Below are 17602 nucleotides of genomic sequence, written 5' to 3'. Positions count from 1 at the left end.
TTTGGAACGAAAATTCGGCAAAATCTGCTTCCTTCAGCGTTTTCAGACCCACCCTAGTCAGCCAGGATGTATTGGTTAAGCTTTGCTCTCAGCAATTCCTGACGTCCGGATTGGTTTTTGCGTGGGTTTTCGTTGTTCAAAGCATACTCCGCGAGGGAAGCAAGTGTTGCTTTACCTGCAACAACCTCTGCACCGATGCCTTCGTTGAAGCTGCTGTAACGTTGCTCGATGAATTCATCGAATACGCGATCTTCGATCAGCTTGGAAGCGACTTTCAGACCTTTCGCATACGTATCCATACCTGCGATGTGAGCCAGGAACAGATCCTCAGGTTCGAAGGAGCCACGACGAACTTTCGCGTCGAAGTTTACGCCACCTTTGCCCAAACCGCCGTTTTTCAACACTTCGTACATGGTCAGAGTAGCATCATACATATCAACCGGGAACTCGTCCGTATCCCAGCCAATCAGCAGATCGCCTTGGTTCGCATCCAGGGAACCGAGCATGCCGTTGATACGCGCTACGCGGATTTCATGATCAAATGTGTGACCAGCCAGCGTTGCATGGTTCGCTTCAAGGTTCAGTTTGAACTGTTTGTCGAGATCATATTTTTGCAAGAACGCAATGGAAGTTGCTGCGTCGAAGTCGTATTGGTGTTTTGTTGGCTCTTTAGGTTTAGGCTCAATCAGGAACTGAGCGTCGAAGCCGATTTCTTTTGCATAGTCAACAGCCATGTGGAACATACGAGCAATGTTGTCTTGCTCCAGTTGCATGTCCGTGTTCAGCAATGTGTCGTACCCTTCACGACCGCCCCAGAAGACATAGTTTTCTGCACCGAGACGTTTACCTACTTCCAGACCTTTTTTGATCTGCGCTGCTGCGTGAGCATATACATCTGCGTTGCAAGTGGATGCTGCACCAAACATGAAACGTGGGTTGGAGAACATGTTAGCCGTGTTCCACAGCAGCTTTTTGCCGCTTGCTTTCATGTGCTCTTCCAGCAAATCAACGATCGTATCGATGTTGCTGTAGAATTCACGCAGTGATGCGCCTTCTGGAGCCACGTCTACATCGTGGAAACAGTAGTATGGCAGATTCATTTTTTCCATAAATTCAAAAGCCGCTTCCACACGAACTTTCGCTTTATCCAGACCGGAGTAGCTATCCCATGAACGTACTGCTGTTTCGGCACCGAACGGGTCACTACCGCCTGCAGTTAATGTGTGCCAGTAAGCCATACCGAAACGGAAGTGTTCTTCCATCGTCTTGCCAGCGACAACTTCTTGTGGATTATAATGTTTAAAAGCAAATGGATTCTTGGAATCTTTACCTTCGAATGCAATCTTATTAACGGATTCAAAATAGGCCATGTGATAAATGCCTCCTCAAAAGTTTTAAAAGAGTTTGTTTAAGAAATCGTTTACACCGTTATCCTAACACATCAGATTTACTTTGTCTATTGGTTAAACAAAGTAAAAATAAAATTGTTTTTTCCTAGTTCGTTTACGCTATAATAGTCGAATAGCTTCTTAGCGGATGTACATGAGAGCCTTTACTTATATAAGTTGAACCATTTAATTTACACATGAACGGAGAGGACAGAAAAAACCTGTAGAAGCGAAGTGTTCGCATTTATCACCGGATTTTCCCCTTTAATAGGGGAATCGAAAAATCTGGGGATAACAGCGATCGAAAGGTTATTCTGTCATCGAAGTGTCCGTGTAAATCTGTTCAGTTCAATTTATATAAAAAGAGAAAGAATAGGAGTGCCTTATCGATATGAAAATTACCGGAGACCAGATGCTGGTCAAAAAAATAAACAAGTCGATCGTACTGGATACGATTCGCCGTCATGCCCCCCTTTCCCGGGCGAAATTGTCCGAAGTGACCGGTCTCAACAAAGCAACGGTTTCCAATCTGGTAGCGGATCTGATCAGCGATGAGTTGGTGCAGGAGATTGGGCCAGGAGAATCCAGCGGTGGACGTAAACCGCTAATGCTGCTTTTTAGAGGTACGGCTGGATATGCTGTAGGTCTGGAACTGAGCGTAACGCGTTTGAAGGGAGTACTCACCGACCTTGAAGGACATATCGTTGCTGAATATGCCATCGACCTGGAGCAGCACGATGCAACGTCTGTATTTGAACAATTAAAGCTGGCCGCTAGTCACCTGATAAAGCAGGCTCCCCCCTCTCCGCATGGAGTAATTGGCATAGGCATCGGTGTTCCAGGGATGGTGGATGAACAAGGCACCGTGCTGTTTGCGCCCAACTTGAAGTGGGAGATGGTGCCCTTGCGATCCATGATGGAAGAAAGCTTCAAGCTTCCCGTCACGATTGATAATGAGGCCAACGCGGGAGCACGGGGCGAATTAAACTTTGGTGCAGGTGTTGGTGTGCGTCATCTGATCTATATCAGTGCAGGGATCGGGATTGGTTCAGGCATTATGGTTGATGGTGAATTATATAAGGGTGCGTGGGGTTACGCGGGTGAGACTGGACATATGTCCATTGAAGCAGAGGGACTGCCTTGTTCTTGCGGTAATCGGGGATGCTGGGAGTTATATGCTTCGGAAAAAGTATACGAACACCCGGATCAGCAGCACCTGCCTGCACATACGACCAAGGAACTGGTTGAACATGCTCAGGATGGACATCAGGACGTGATCGCCTTATACAATATCATCGGACGCAAGCTGGGCGTTGGCATTACCAACATCGTAAATAGCTTCAACCCGGAGCGTATTATTATTGGCGGGCCGCTTTCGGAAGCTAAACCTTGGATTGAATCAGCCCTCAAACAGGTGGTCGAGGAACGTACTCTGCCTTATCACCGTCGAAGTCTGCAAGTGGAATGGGCTGCACTTGGTAGCCGTTCGACTCGAATAGGGGCTGCTTATTCTGCAATATCCCAATTTTTAGGTAATGTAAGGGTCTCTGTTTAATATTTAGCTAAAAATCATTAAAATTGACAAGATTTCGCCCCATTTCCTCCCTTTTTGTTAAAGAAATCCAGAGGTATAATGAGATTATGTGATTTTTGTCATGGCAGCGTTATCGTTGCCGTGTTATCCGATAATGAAACGGAGTGAAACTCGTGACCTACGTGGATACATCAGATATCTCGGCGCCAGTATTTGTCACCGTACTCCTGTTCCTGATTGTGCTTGCGCCCCTGTTCAGCCTGGGCATACTTCGTTTTTTTCAGAGCAAAAAGAAGGCTGGTCTCATGTACATGCTGTCAGGCTTACTGGTGTATGTCGTATTTCAGACATGCATGAGTATTTTTTTCTAGCGGAGAATTCTTTACGCTTGAATGTACTCCTATACTCAAAGGCAAATGATGTTGCTCCGACTAAAAAGGAGACGCTTATGCGCAATGTCCTCAAGTCCAGACGTTGTCTTACGCGTCTTCTTTTTGTTTTCCTCCCATTTCTTCCAACATCAGAAAAATTAAAAAAAAGACCGTACCTTATACGGTACGGTCCCTTCCCAATCTTACTTCTATATTCAAACGGCTCGCGCGAACCGGAATAGCTTCAATTCTGTTAAACTACATAGCCAGCAACCATAGCTAGCCAAGCATGAATTAAGCGTCCAATGCTTTAGCAAATTGTGTTTTATTCATACCCAGAATGCGGTGTTCACCGATTACAGTCAAAGGAACTGCACGTACGCCCATATCCCATACTTGTTGTGCGAACTCGTCGCTTGTCTCGATGTTACGCTCTTCATAAGCAATACCTTTATCAGCCAGGAAAGTCTTGACGGATTTGCAGTTCGGGCAGTTCGTGGATGTGTATACAATTACGTTTTCCATGTTTAGTTCACCTCAGAATTATTATTTGTTATATATGGTTAATTATTTATAAGCTAAATGAAGCACTGTTTAAACATCGGGCTTTCCGAATTACAACGCTACTGCGCTGTGCTCCAGGCTTTCAATGAATTTCTCGGTGTCCATTGCAGCCATACATCCGCTACCTGCAGCGGTAATGGCTTGTTTGTAACGTGTATCCTGAACGTCACCACATGCGAATACGCCTGGAATGTTTGTCTCAGAAGTACCTGGAGTTGTCAAAATGTAACCATGCTCGTCTGTAGTAATCTGACCACCCAAGAAACCTGTGTTTGGTGTGTGACCAATCGCTACAAATACGCCGCTTGCCGGAATCACTTCTTCTTCACCAGTTGCGTTGTTAAGCACTTTGAGGCCAGTTACGCCGTTGTCGCCAGCAATCACTTCAAGTGGCGTGCGATTCAGTGCCATTTCTACTTTCTCGTTGCTGCGTGCACGATCTTGCATGATTTTGGAGCCACGCAGTTCTTCACGACGGTGCACCAGTGTTACTTTGGAACCGAAACGGGACAGGAAGCTTGCTTCTTCCAGTGCGGAATCGCCACCGCCAATAACGATAATTTCTTTATTACGGAAGAAGAATCCGTCACATGTCGCACATGTGCTGACACCGCGGCCCACGTTTGTTTCTTCTCCTGGGATACCCAAATATTTAGCAGATGCGCCTGTAGACAGAATCAACGTCTCGGATACGAGTTCGCCCATACCCTCGACTTGAATTTTGAAAGGACGCTCGCTCATGTCGATGTTGTTTACCCAGCCCGTACGGAATTCTGCGCCAAAACGCTCCGCTTGTTTACGCATGTTGTCCATCAGTTCAGGGCCCATGATGCCATCAGGGAAACCCGGGAAGTTCTCCACTTCTGTCGTTGTTGTAAGTTGTCCACCCGGTTGCGGTCCTTCAATAACGAGTGGGTTCAAGTTGGCACGTGCCAGATAGATTGCTGCTGTCAGCCCTGCAGGGCCTGTTCCGATAATAATTGATTTATACATGTATAGTTCCTCCCCCATGTTCTGCAAAAAGATCAAGCTCTCCGGCATCAAAAGCGCGAGCCTTTGCATACACTAGAACGGATAGCCCACATCATGTCCATAAGAGCTGCCTACGAATATGACGATTCACCTATGCAGAAACGGAATTCTAATTTATAATCATTCTAATCTGTTGTTCATTATGATCTCTTTTATGTACGGTGTCAATGCTCGGCAGCGATTATGAAGAAGTCTTCATCAGGAGGGAAAATGGAAGCATGAACGACGCTCTACTCGGCAGTATTATTTCGGCCATGTCTACCGGACTTGGGGCCGTACCGATCTTATTTATGCGTAAAATATCACATCGTTTGCGCGACATTCTGCTCGCTTACGCAGCGGGTATTATGACTTCAGCCTCGGTGTACAATCTCATTCCCGAAGCACTGGGACAATCTAATTTATTTGTTCTTGCTTTTGGCATTATGCTCGGCAGTCTGGTTCTACTGGTGCTGGAGATGCGTATTCCGCACGTAGATCTGGAAAACCCCGAAAAGATGCCTTTCAAAATTGAAGGCAAAGCTTTCATGATTATCGCAGCCATCACAATGCATAACTTGCCGGAAGGCTTGTCTGTCGGTGTAAGTTATGCAAGTACGGATGAAAACTTAGGGAACCTGATTGCCTTTTCTATCGGTTTGCAAAATGCACCGGAAGGCTTTCTGGTCGCTCTCTTTCTCGTCAATCAGAACATCGGTCGCTTTAAAGCACTTGGTATTGCAACATTAACTGGGGCTGTAGAGATTATAACGGCCATGATCGGATATACACTCAGTAGTCTTGTTGCCGGACTGGTGCCTTACGGTCTCGCGTTCGCAGCAGGTGCAATGATGTTCATCGTTTATAAAGAGCTCATCCCTGAGAGTCATGGGGACGGCAATGCACGCGCAGCTACGATCTCCTTCCTGTTTGGTCTGATTACGATGATTGGACTAACCGAACTGTTCTAGATTGGTGAAAGGCAAAAGAACCCGGACCACAGCGGATGCTGAAGTCGGGTTCTTTTTTTAGCCATAAATGAAGATTCCATGAAATTACTGAAATTGCTGAAATCATCTGTAAGGCAATTTATATTTTCTTTTTATTTAAACGATCAAGATTGAATAAATCGAATCAGTTCAGCATTGAATTTTTCCAACTCATCGTAAAATGCACCGTGTCCACTCTCTTCAAACACAACCATTTCAGCCGAAGGGATCGCTTTGTGCATCTCTTCAGCGAATTCGAACGGACAGATTTCATCTTTTTTACCGTGGAAAATGGCTGTAGGCACCTGGATCGTTTCCAATTCCCCGCGCAAATCCTCATCACGCAACACCATCGCACTGTTAATCGTACCATAAGACGAAGCTTCCATGCCTAGTGCATGGAACCATTGCATGAAAGGCTGGCTGTGCTTCTTCGCAAAAAACATTCCGCCGAACGTATCCAATAGCTTCGCACGATCCGTGAAGATCGGCTCAATAATCTGCTCATTCAGCTCATCCGGCGTTAAACCGTACGGATAACCTTCACGCTGCGTAAATACAGGTGCCGCCGCCGACAGCAGTGCCAGCTTCGATACTCCGTGTCCCTGATGACGCGCCATATAATGTGCCGCGATAGCACCACCCATGGAGAAACCAGCGAGTATGGCATCTGTCAGCCCCAGGTCGTCAATAACAGCACGAACATCGTCTGCCATGCGGTCATAATCATATCCAGTAGACGGCTTATCGGATAAACCATAACCTCTGAAATCCATTGCAATGGTACGAATGCCGTGGTTCGGTAGCACATTCAATTGGTATTCAAACATTTTATAATTGACAGGCCAGCCATGCAAAAACAGTACCGGAGTCCCTTCACCAATATCTTCAACATATACTTTTACATTCGGTTCAACTTGTACATAACGGCCCATTGTTCACAGCTCCCTTTATCGTTAAAAGTAATTATCGTCAGTGAGATACATTGCATTACATTGTATCGTCTCTTCGACTATTACCCTCTGACAACAGGTTCAAACGGGAGCTGCTGGGGCACTGGGCGTTAAAGCACAACTTAACGCAACAGTCGAAGTCCATTCAGAATCACCAAAATGGTACTACCTTCATGACCAACCACTCCAAGTGGCAAAGCAATATCTTGTAAGAAGTTACCTGCGATTAACGCTAAAATAACTGTAATGGCAAACCACATATTATGCTTCACCGTGCGTTCGGCTCGCCGAGCTTGCCCGATTACCCAAGCAATCTCTTCGATATTATCATTCATAAGCACCGCATCGGCCACTTCGATTGCTGTCCCACTGCCTGATAACCCCATGCCCATCCCCACTGTTGCTGCCGCAAGTGCAGGCGCATCATTAACCCCGTCACCAACCATCAGCACATGACCATATTGCTCACGGAGCGCTTGCACCTGTGTGACCTTATCTTCAGGTAGCAGATCAGCATAGACCAGACTAACCCCGGTTTCACCGGCAATGACCGAAGCTGAACGGGCACGATCACCGGTTAACATCGCTACTTTGACCCCCATGCTCTCCAGCTTCTTCACAGCTTCAACAGTCTGTGGACGGATCATATCCCGCATCGCAATCAAACCCGCAAACTCACCATTGACAGTTACAACAGATATCGTTTTGCCTTCCTGCTCCAGTCGGGTACATACCGCTTCCCAGTCTGCTTCACCGTTTACGAGTACATCATTGGCTATAGACTCCACAGCTTTACCATTCTTTAATTCGCCAGTCTTTAATTCGCCAGTTGGCGTTACAGCTAGTGTTTCCGTAGCTTCTCTCTCTTCCATCGTCTGCTTCTCTTGTATCTCTTGTGCCCACACTGTTCCATCCAGCCGCCCAATCTTCCACACGACGCCATTTATGCTTCCTTGAATGCCGTGTCCTGTAATAGACTGCACATGCTCTGCCTCTTGTAGAGGTAAGTTTTCTTTACTCGCCTGTTCCACGATAGCCCGAGCAAGGGGATGCATCGAGAGATTTTCAACAGACGCCACTGCGGACAATAATTGCTCTCTGCTTACGCTCGGTGCAGTTAGGATATCCGTTACTTTGGGAGTTCCCATCGTGAGCGTACCTGTTTTGTCAAAAGCGACCACTCGGGTATGAGCAATATTCTCCATATGCGCTCCTCCCTTGAACAAAATCCCGCGGCGAGCGCTGCTGGACATTGCAGACAGCATCACAGGCATGATGGAAGACACCAGTGCACAAGGTGATGCCACGACAAGAAAGACCATGGCTTTGTAAAAAGCTTCATTCCACGTCCATCCCAAGAGTAGTGGTGCTCCTACAATAACAAGAAGCGTAACACCTACAACAATTCGTGCATAGATACCTTCAAAACGTTCCATAAAACGTTGCGAATCCGGTACCTCGGCTTGCGCTTCCTCCACCAGCTTGATGATTTTTCCGAATAGTGAGCCCTCGGCCGACTTGGTGACTTCAACATATAACGCCCCCTCACCATTCACTGTACCAGCGTAAACTTCGTCCCCTGCACTCTTATCTACTGGCATCGATTCCCCGGTAATCGACGATTGATTAATAAAAGAACTTCCACGATAAACAACTCCATCCGCAGGAATCAGCTCGCCTGGCTTCACGAGTAGCAGATCCCCCGGTTGCAAATCTTCAATCGCCACGACATTCATTTGTCCATCCTCGATCCGTAGTGCCGTCTCCGGTTTAAGTGCCAGTAAGGATGAGATGTCTTTATGACTGCGCTCCGTGGCGTAGCTTTCCAATGCTCCACTAAGGGCAAAAATAAAGATTAGCATCGCTCCTTCATTCCAATAACCAATTGTCGCCGCTCCAAGTGATGCGGCAATCATTAGCAAGTTAACGTCCAGATCACGATCCTTAACCAAAGTCTCGATACCTTCTTTGGCCTTCGTCCAGCCGCCAATCCCATAAGCGGCAATATAGATTATCACAGACAACGTGGCAAAATAAGGTGCTATCCCCCATGCAATCAGCATCATGATGCCACTGCCCAGCGCTGCCTGCATCTCCTTGTTCTGCAACATCGCGCGAAAATTCGGTTTCTTACCCCGTTTGGGTCCAGGAGTATGGGCCGATTGTTGCTTGGCTTGCTGTTTCCCTTGTAAAGGCTGATGTATCGCTTGCATATAAATCACGTTCCCTTCGAAGGTTTTGTTCTCATCTGACTGCATTACCCAAGTTGTATTGAGAATGAGAGCCATTGTTATTGCCCTAAAAATGGCACATGCTGCTGCGGGATTCCCGCAGCAGCATGGTTTTGAGACGATCGGCATTTTCATAGATCTGTAATCCAGTGAGAATGATAATCATTTTTGCGCTTATACAATTATTTTTACTCAATACAACTTTTTCTCAATTATATGCCTGTGTTGTTCATTTGTAAATGGGTGTTTCAGGCCAACGATCATGAGAAACCTTATTTCATCGAAAATGCATCATTTTTAATGCTATCGATCACTAGGAACGCTATTCTTTGCATTTAGCCCATTTCTCGCCCCTAAATGCTGAAAAATGAATAAATAACATCTCTGCTAATCGTTAGATTTTAAATCTCGGTAAAAAAGGCAAATAAACTCCGTGGAGATCGTTAGCGCTACTTTCTCACCCCACTTGACCAAATTACAAAAAGACAAAGACATGCTCCTTCGCTAGGTACTCACCGCAGGCTCTTCACACCAAGAAGTCTCCATATAAAAAGGCCAAAGCCCCTCTGAACAAGGCTCTGACCTTTCAATGTACTACATGTTGTTTTCTGTTACACCACTCTAATTCTGTTACATCGCTCTAATCCATTTTACATACTTTGATACACCTACAATTGTAACTTGTTTTTACGCGCCTACACTTGCACCTTGGCTTGCTTTAATCGCCTGCTCCAGATCATAGATGATATCCTGAATGTTCTCCGTCCCAATGGACAGACGAATCAATTCCGGATTTACGCCAGCTGCTGTTTGTTCTTCTTCCGTCAATTGAGCATGGGTTGTACTTGCCGGATGGATGATCAATGACTTGGAATCGCCAACGTTAGCAAGGTGGGAGAACAGTTTCACGCTTTCGATCAATTTACGCCCTGCCTCTACACCGCCTTTGATGCCAAATGTCAGAATCGCACCTTGGCCTCTTGGCAGATACTTCTGCGCAAGCTCATAGGATGGATGACTTGGCAGACCTGCATAGCTCACCCACAGGACATCCTCATGTTTCTCCAGATACTCTGCAACTGCCAGCGCATTGCTACTATGACGTTCCACGCGAAGATGCAATGTCTCCAAACCTTGTACCAACAGCCAGGAGTTAAATGGTGAAATGGACGCTCCCAAATCACGTAGCAACTGTACACGTGCTTTGATAATATAAGCAATCGGGCCAACCGCTTCTGTGTATACAACCCCTTTATAACTTGGGTCCGGTTCAGTCAGTCCCGGGAATTTGCCGCTTGCTTTCCAGTCGAATTTACCACTGTCCACGATGACACCACCGATAGATGTACCATGCCCGCCAATGAACTTGGTCGCCGAGTGAACGACAATGTCCGCTCCATGTTCAATTGGACGAAGCAAATACGGGCTTGGGAACGTGTTATCCACGATCAGAGGAATCCCGTGTTCATGGGCAATTGCTGCCACGGCTTCAATGTCAAGTACGTTACCTTTCGGGTTACCAATCGTTTCAGCGTACAACGCTTTTGTTTTCTCCGTAATCGCCGCTCGGAAGTTCTCCGGATCACTGGAATCTACAAATTTCACATCAAGGCCCAGTTTCGGCAACGTTGTAGAGAAGAGGTTATACGTACCGCCATACAGACTTGCCGAGGACACAATTTCATCACCAGCACCGGCGATATTCAGCAAAGAGAACGTAATGGCTGCCTGACCCGAAGCCGTAGCCAATGCGCCTGCTCCACCTTCCAGTGCCGCAATCCGCTGTTCAAATACATCCGTTGTTGGATTCATCAGACGTGTATAGATGTTGCCAAACTCTTTCAAACCAAACAGATTAGCAGCATGCTCCGTATCACGGAATCCATAAGATGTTGTCTGGTACAAAGGCACAGCTCTTGATTGAGTTGTTGGGTCAATCTCTTGACCTGCATGAATAGCTAATGTTTCAAATGAAAGCTCACGTTCGTTTGACATAATTCTGAATCCTCCCTTGATATATGCATTCTTGTGCATCCTGATCTCAATTACTGGCTTCTTGATGTCTCATCATGGCGGCTTATGTTTTCCATATTCTCTCACAAGATGTCGGTTTTGAAAAGAGTTATTTCCGATTTTTCCGATAAGAAATGTTAATATGTAAAGTATGATCCTGCTGTACTAAAAAAACCTTTGCCATGGCAAAGGTTTTTCAGTTCATTCATCGTTAGAATTTCTTCTAATCTCTCATTGCATTTCGTGCAGCTTCATCATTCAGCATAAAATTTTTCATCCGCTAAAGGAACGGATCGTTGACCGATTCTCTACTAGTCATTCAATGCTTACGGTTATTAAACCTTCACAGCGTCCCATACCGCTCGCAGATGCTTGGCAGCAGGCACAGCCTCTTCTGCATTCACACCTTCCAGCGAGATATCAATGTGTGGTTTATATGTCTTGAGCAATTCGAAGAACAACGGATAATCCAGAATGCCCGCACCAGGAACGGGATTATACTTCTCACCCTGTGCATTGAAAGCTACATCTTTCGCATGAATCACGATCATCTTCTCATACAGCTTCTCCATGACTTCACGCAGAAAAGCTCCTTGATCTGCTGTATGATGCTGTTTAATCAGATTACACGGATCAAACAACATGCCCAGATTGGATGACGGAATCTCTTCAAACAACCGGGTCATATGTTCATGGGTATGAAGCGTATGGGTCGCCACGGGTTCAATGGCAGCATGTACGCCCCATTTTTCAGCTTCCTCTGTGATCTCCTCCAGCGTATCTTTCAAAACACTCCATGATTTTTCATCATATGTGTCTGGATGGGAATCCTTATACGTAGTTCGTTCACCCGTTTCTGTTGCAACCATACTGCACCCAAAATCCCGGGCATAACGCAAATGTTCCTTGAACCGGTTAATGTCTGCGCGACGACTCACTGGATCAGGATCAATTGGGTTGATATAACATCCCAGAACAGCAATTTTCACCCCGCGGCTAGCAAATTGTTCTCCCACCTCGTTAGCGAATCCAGGACTCAATTTGCCATTCGCTGAATCCATGTCCGACAACGCTTTGGCAAGAGCCAGTTGCACGGAGTTGAATCCGTTGTCCGCAATGATTTGCGCCAGCTCAGCTGTAGGCCGTTTACCAAACGTATGGGCCAGAACACCAAGTTTCATCTCATTGCCTCCTTCTGCAATACGGATCTTGGATGACGGATTAACGCGCCATCCATCCGCCATCCACATTAAGTACGTGACCATTCAAATAATCCGATGCAGCAGAAGCCAGGAACACCACTGGACCTTTCAAGTCCTCAGGTGTTCCCCAGCGACCTGCTGGAATACGTGCCGTAATATCACGATAACGATTCTCGTCCGCTCGAATTTGGGTTGTATTATCCGTTTCCATATAACCTGGAGCGATACCGTTAATCTGAATGCCTTTGCCAGCCCACTCATTGGCGAGTGCCTTTGTCAACCCGGCAACGCCGTGTTTACTCGCCGTATATCCCGGTACATTAATGCCGCCTTGATAAGAAAGCATCGATGCGATGTTAATGATTTTACCGCTTCCACGTTCAATCATATGTCTGCCTGCCAATTGGCTCAGGAAGAACACACTGTTCAAGTTCAGAGCAATCACGTCATGCCAGTCCTGATGTGCGTGATCTGCTGCCGGAGTACGGCGAATAATGCCGGCATTGTTGACGAGAATATCAATTCGACCTTGGAAAGCGAGCGCTTTTTCAAACACAGCTGACAGTTCCTCTTCCTTGCTCAGATCTGCTTCGATGATATACGCTTTGCGTCCCAATGCTTCAATAGCACTAGCCGTCTCTGCCGGTTTGGAGTAAGACACGAGCACCACATCTGCTCCCGCTTCAGCGAGGCCAACAGCCATTCCTTGCCCGAGTCCTCCAGAAGTACCTGTCACCATTGCAACTTGTCCACTTAAATCAAATGGGTTCATGAACAATTCCTCCGCATGTCTTTGATATGCAAATAACAACACTATTTATATTAATATTTCATTCCGTTAAAAGTGCATGAAGTTAACTTTGGTAATCCACGTTGACACCGCTCTGCCTGTATAAAGCTGCTGTCTCTTCGTCCAGATTCCGGTCACTGATGATATAATCCAGTTCAGAGCACTGTGCGAAGGTACGGAGTGCAAATTGCCCGAATTTGTAATGATCCACTACGCCAAATACCTGCTGTGCGGCGCCGATCATCGCTTTTTTCAGCGGAACCAAATCCCCTGTATAGATCGACAATCCAAATTCGGGATGCAGCGCCGTTGTGGAAATGAAGGCTTTGTGAATGTTCAGACCGGAGATAAACGCCGCTGTATCTTCACCCACCAACATATTACGCACACGCGCTCCTCCAGGAACGACCAGTCGCACCTGCTCCTTTTTGGTTAGCTCTGCAATGATGTACAAGTCACTTGTGATCACCGTAATCGGCTGGTTATCAAGCCGCTTGGCCATCTCTAACGTCGTGCTTCCACCATCCAGTGCTACAATGTCACCAGGTTTAATGTACGCAAGAGCACGTTCCGCAATCTCGGTTTTCTCGGACTGGTGTTTCTCCAGTGCCCCGCGGCTGTTCAGAATCCCATATTGGTCATTCTGAGCCAGCATAGCTCCGCCGTGTACACGCACGAGCAATCCCATACTCTCCAGCTTATCGAGATCCTCTCGCACCGTTTTTCCAGTCACCTGCAACAGTTCGCTCAGGTCACTAACCGTGACCTCCTGGCGTTCCAGCAGAGCCTCCATGATCTTTTCATGTCGTTTCAATGGATTCATCTAATCAACTTCCTATTTCTTTCTTATTTCAAATCCTTCATCGCTACGCCGTCCATGTCCTCGAACGTTTGGTTTTCTCCAGCCATTGCCCAGCAGAAGGTGTAGTTGCTTGTGCCCACACCACTGTGAATGGACCAGCTTGGAGAGATGATCGCCTGACGATCACGCACCACGAGGTGACGTGTTTCCGTTGGCTCGCCCATCATATGGAATACAACGCCATCTTCAGGCAGATTCCAGTACAGGTATACTTCGGAGCGGCGGTTATGCGTATGTGCCGGCATCGTGTTCCACATGTTACCTTTGTTCAACTCTGTGATACCCATAACGAGCTGACAGCTCTTGATTCCGCCTTCACCTTGGTGAATGTAACGGTAGATGGTACGTTCGTTGGAAGTTTCAATGCTCCCGAGGTGGTTCGGCTGTGCTTGCTCTTGAGTTGCTTTTACCGTTGGGTAGGTATGGTGAGCCGGTGTAGAAACAAAGTAGAACTGAGCCGCCTGCTCTGTGCCATTGCTCTTGAATACCACTTCCTTAACGCCCTTACCGATGTAGAGGCATTCTTTGGCTCCAATCTCATACACTTCTCCGTCCGCGGTTACTGTACCTTGTCCACCCACGTTAATGATACCGATTTCACGGCGTTCCAGGAAAAAGTCGGTTCCGATATCTTTCAAGTTGACTTCAAGGGTGATGTCCTTGCTTTGTGTCACTGCAGTTCCTACGATGTAACGATCCACATGGGAGTACACAGTCACCAGTTCGTCTTTGGCAAACAATTGCTCCATGAGGAATTCCTCACGCAAACGAGCTGTATCATACGTTTTCACTTCATTCGGGTGTGCTGCATAACGGTTTTCCATTAGTAATCCATTCCTTTCGTCTTGTGAATTAAGTTTAGAGTTGAGCTCATTGATGCCTTGTGGCTTTCAATGAAGTTCACTATGTTTATTAAAGTTCATATGAGTTCATTTTAGTTCATTTCCTATCATTTGTGTACCCTTATTTTTATGATTCAACCAAATCATTGAATTGTGTTGGCTATTTCTAGTAAAACCTGTGACTCCAGTAACAATAAAACTCACTACGAAAAAAAGATGATTTCTGCAAGATGCAGAGATCACCCTTTTTTAGTCAACTCTCTTTTTTTAGATCACTTGATGAATAGAACTGTATTTACATTAGATCAATTCGGACTTTTGAAGAAGCTTCCGGATAATCGTGGCTACCTCAGCTCTTGTAATATAAGCCTTAGGTACAAGTGCTGTGGCACTTCTGCCAGATATGATGCCTGCTTGTACACTTTCCATAACGCTACTTTGTGCCCACTGAGAGACACTAGCCGCATCTTGGAATGAATGAAGTATTCCATCTGTCGATTGTACAGGCTGCTTTTCCTTCAATCTGGTCAGAGTCATTGCCTTGGAAAGGATCACCATTGCCTGTTCACGTGTAATCTTATCCATCGGACGGAAGGTACCATCTGGATAGCCATCAAGCAATTCGTATGCATAAGCCGTACTAATTACACTGCTGTACCAATCGGAAGACTTAACGTCCGAGAAAAGCGTAGTCTCGTTCTCAAGTTTAAGTCCCAGTCCTCGAACAATGCTGGCTGCGAATTCGGCACGTGTAATATCTTGGTCGGGATTGAACTGTTCATTGCCGGTACCGTTGACAATCATTCGGGAACCCATATCGTTCACAGCTTCTTTAGCCCAGTGCTTTGCAACATCACTGAATTCTAGTGGGTGCCAGACAACGCTATAAGTGCTGTTTGTTAAACTGTTGATCTGAGCGTAATACATTCCCTCCTTGAAAATCACTTTGGTTGGTACATGCCTTACCGATCCATCCGGCTCTACCACCAAGCCTGTTGTGATCTTATTCGGATCAATACCGTTCGGAAGAGCAACGCTTCTTTCAACATATGCGTTAAATTTTGATACGTCAATGGTCGTACTTCCATATGTTGCGCTAATCTTGAAATCCGTCGGTGGAGCAACGAGCGTGAGCCCAATCTTCCCTGCCGCTTGGTCTACCACTTGCATCATATCCGTTATTGGAGCGGCAATTTCAATGCGAACTTTGATGTCTTGCAGGTTCAACTCTTTACCCAATTGGGCGGATAGGGCATTAATATTTATTTGTTGAGCTGGCAAGGTATATGTTGCTCGGGCTGTTCTAATCTCCAATGTTGCACTATAGTTTTCCAGATTTTTAATCATCTGACCGTTCAATTCACCAATCACAATATCCGATTTCGTATTAACCGGTAAAGTCACTACGGCTCCTGAACCTTCCGATGCAAGCTTGTTGTCCAGCTTGTTCTGGTCGACGGATATCGTGGTCACGCTTTGATTGTTGCGTTGCGATGTCGTGGCTGTACCCGCACTCTCCACTTTCCCGTTAACAAGAATGTCTACTCCAGTAGTGCCGCTTGAAGGAGCGATGCTACCAGAACCGCTATTTATCGAACTAGTCGGCGAACTTGGTACGTTAGGGTTGTTAGGCACGTTCGGTGCATTATCCGTCGTGATGTTCGAGACAACGTTCGATGTACCGGCATTCGCGCCGCCAGCGACTACGAGGCGGAAATTATATGACGTTGCCGGGTTCAATCCTGTTACGGTTGCACTTGTGGCATTGGACGCAAGGGCTCCGCTTGTAGAGGCCGTAGTCCACGTATTCGTGCCTGCTGGCGATTGTTCAATCACAATCCCTATTGCTCCGCTCGCTGCTGTCCAGCTAAAGCTTGCACTTGTACTCGTTTTCGCTGTACTCGCAAAATCGGTGAGCGGTACGCTTGGTGCATTGTCCGTCGTGATGTTTGAGACTACATTCGATGTACCCGCATTTGTACCGCCAGTGACCACGAGTCGGAAATCGTAGGACGTGGCTGGGTTCAATCCTGTTACCGTGGCACTTGTGGCGTTTACTAAAATCGCTCCACTCGTTTGTGCCGTTGTCCACGTGTTCATGCCCGCTGGAGATTGTTCAACCACAATTCCGGTTGCTCCGCTCGCTGCTGTCCAGCTAAAGCTTGCCGTTGTACTCGTCTTCGCCGTACTCGCAAAGTCCGTGAGCGGCACGCTCGGTGCATTATCCGTCGTCACACTCGAGACAATGTTTGATGTGCCCGCATTCGCACCGCCAGTGACCACGAGTCGGAAGTCATACGACGTGGCCGGGTTTAATCCTGTTACGGTTGCACTTGTGGCATTGGACGCAAGAGCTCCGCTTGTGGACGCTGTAGTCCACGTATTCGTGCCTGCTGGCGATTGTTCAATCACAATCCCTATTGCTCCGCTCGCTGCTGTCCAGCTAAAGCTTGCACTTGTACTCGTTTTCGCTGTACTCGCAAAATCGGTGAGCGGTACGCTCGATGCATTGTCCGTCGTGATGTTTGAGACTACATTCGATGTACCCGCATTTGTACCGCCAGTGACCACGAGTCGGAAGTCATACGACGTGGCCGGGTTTAATCCTGTTACCGTGGCACTTGTGGCATTGGCCGCAAGGGCTCCGCTTGTGGATGACGCTGTCCACGTGTTCGCGCCCGCTGGCGATTGTTCGATCACGATCCCTATTGCTCCACTGGCTGCTGTCCAGCTAAAGCTTGCGGTTGTACTCGTTTCCGCCGTATTGGCGAAGTCCGTAAGAGGCACGCTCGGTGCATTATCCGTCGTCACGTTCGAAACAACATTCGATGTGCCGGCATTCGTACCGCCAG

General features: G+C 46.9%; 14 protein-coding genes. 3 read left to right on the top strand and 11 right to left on the bottom strand.

Annotated features, from left to right (window positions below; translation table 11 throughout):
- Positions 1-53 precede the first annotated feature (53 nt).
- On the bottom strand, positions 54-1370 hold the full coding sequence (xylA, locus tag BLQ13_RS25155) for a xylose isomerase (RefSeq protein ID WP_090924454.1): 1317 nt from the start codon (positions 1368-1370) through the stop codon (positions 54-56).
- Between the two features lie 409 nt (positions 1371-1779).
- Between xylA and BLQ13_RS25150 the strand changes: the two genes are divergently transcribed.
- Together BLQ13_RS25150 and BLQ13_RS25145 are read left to right on the top strand one after the other, a co-directional pair.
- The gene (locus BLQ13_RS25150) at positions 1780-2943 is read left to right on the top strand and encodes an ROK family transcriptional regulator (protein ID WP_090924453.1); all 1164 of its coding nucleotides are present in this window, start codon (positions 1780-1782) and stop codon (positions 2941-2943) included.
- A 152-nt stretch (positions 2944-3095) separates the two neighbouring features.
- The gene (locus BLQ13_RS25145) at positions 3096-3293 is read left to right on the top strand and encodes a hypothetical protein (RefSeq protein WP_090924452.1); all 198 of its coding nucleotides are present in this window, start codon (positions 3096-3098) and stop codon (positions 3291-3293) included.
- Between the two features lie 294 nt (positions 3294-3587).
- On the opposite strand, the gene BLQ13_RS25140 is transcribed toward BLQ13_RS25145, so the two are convergent.
- Together BLQ13_RS25140 and trxB are read right to left on the bottom strand one after the other, a co-directional pair.
- Entirely contained in the window at positions 3588-3818 is a 231-nt protein-coding gene (locus BLQ13_RS25140; RefSeq protein ID WP_090924451.1) for a glutaredoxin family protein, read from the bottom strand.
- Between the two features lie 90 nt (positions 3819-3908).
- Positions 3909-4850, bottom strand: a complete 942-nt coding sequence (gene trxB / locus BLQ13_RS25135; protein ID WP_090924450.1) for a thioredoxin-disulfide reductase — start codon at positions 4848-4850, stop codon at positions 3909-3911.
- 257 nt (positions 4851-5107) lie between these two features.
- Here trxB and BLQ13_RS25130 point away from each other — a divergent pair, with 257 nt between their 5' ends.
- Positions 5108-5839 carry a ZIP family metal transporter gene (locus BLQ13_RS25130; protein WP_090924449.1) on the top strand — a complete coding sequence of 244 codons (732 nt, stop codon included), beginning with the start codon at positions 5108-5110 and terminating at the stop codon, positions 5837-5839.
- Between the two features lie 143 nt (positions 5840-5982).
- Here BLQ13_RS25130 and BLQ13_RS25125 read toward each other — a convergent pair whose 3' ends face one another.
- From BLQ13_RS25125 to BLQ13_RS25090, 8 genes are all read right to left on the bottom strand, one after another.
- Positions 5983-6792: an alpha/beta fold hydrolase gene (locus BLQ13_RS25125; protein WP_090924448.1), complete on the bottom strand. Its 810-nt coding sequence runs from the start codon at positions 6790-6792 to the stop codon at positions 5983-5985.
- 140 nt (positions 6793-6932) lie between these two features.
- On the bottom strand, positions 6933-9023 hold the full coding sequence (locus BLQ13_RS25120) for a heavy metal translocating P-type ATPase (RefSeq protein WP_090924513.1): 2091 nt from the start codon (positions 9021-9023) through the stop codon (positions 6933-6935).
- A gap of 705 nt (positions 9024-9728) precedes the next feature.
- Positions 9729-11036 carry a homocysteine synthase gene (locus tag BLQ13_RS25115; RefSeq protein WP_090924447.1) on the bottom strand — a complete coding sequence of 436 codons (1308 nt, stop codon included), beginning with the start codon at positions 11034-11036 and terminating at the stop codon, positions 9729-9731.
- A gap of 353 nt (positions 11037-11389) precedes the next feature.
- A complete protein-coding gene (locus BLQ13_RS25110; RefSeq protein WP_090924446.1) occupies positions 11390-12235 on the bottom strand; it encodes a sugar phosphate isomerase/epimerase family protein in 846 nt (281 codons plus the stop codon).
- Positions 12236-12275: 40 nt separating this feature from the next.
- On the bottom strand, positions 12276-13028 hold the full coding sequence (kduD, locus tag BLQ13_RS25105; RefSeq protein WP_090924445.1) for a 2-dehydro-3-deoxy-D-gluconate 5-dehydrogenase KduD: 753 nt from the start codon (positions 13026-13028) through the stop codon (positions 12276-12278).
- 82 nt (positions 13029-13110) lie between these two features.
- Entirely contained in the window at positions 13111-13869 is a 759-nt protein-coding gene (locus BLQ13_RS25100) for a DeoR/GlpR family DNA-binding transcription regulator (protein ID WP_090924444.1), read from the bottom strand.
- Positions 13870-13892: 23 nt separating this feature from the next.
- On the bottom strand, positions 13893-14732 hold the full coding sequence (gene kduI, locus BLQ13_RS25095) for a 5-dehydro-4-deoxy-D-glucuronate isomerase (RefSeq protein WP_090924443.1): 840 nt from the start codon (positions 14730-14732) through the stop codon (positions 13893-13895).
- Between the two features lie 318 nt (positions 14733-15050).
- Positions 15051-17602 (bottom strand): S-layer homology domain-containing protein (locus tag BLQ13_RS25090; RefSeq protein ID WP_090924442.1); only part of this gene is annotated, 2552 nt, incomplete at its 5' end.

This window comes from Paenibacillus polysaccharolyticus, from assembly GCF_900102085.1.
In the GTDB taxonomy this organism is placed as follows: Bacteria; Bacillota; Bacilli; order Paenibacillales; family Paenibacillaceae; genus Paenibacillus; species Paenibacillus polysaccharolyticus.
Note: the sequence above shows the minus strand (reverse complement) of the source record. Positions and strands in the feature narration are given on the sequence as shown.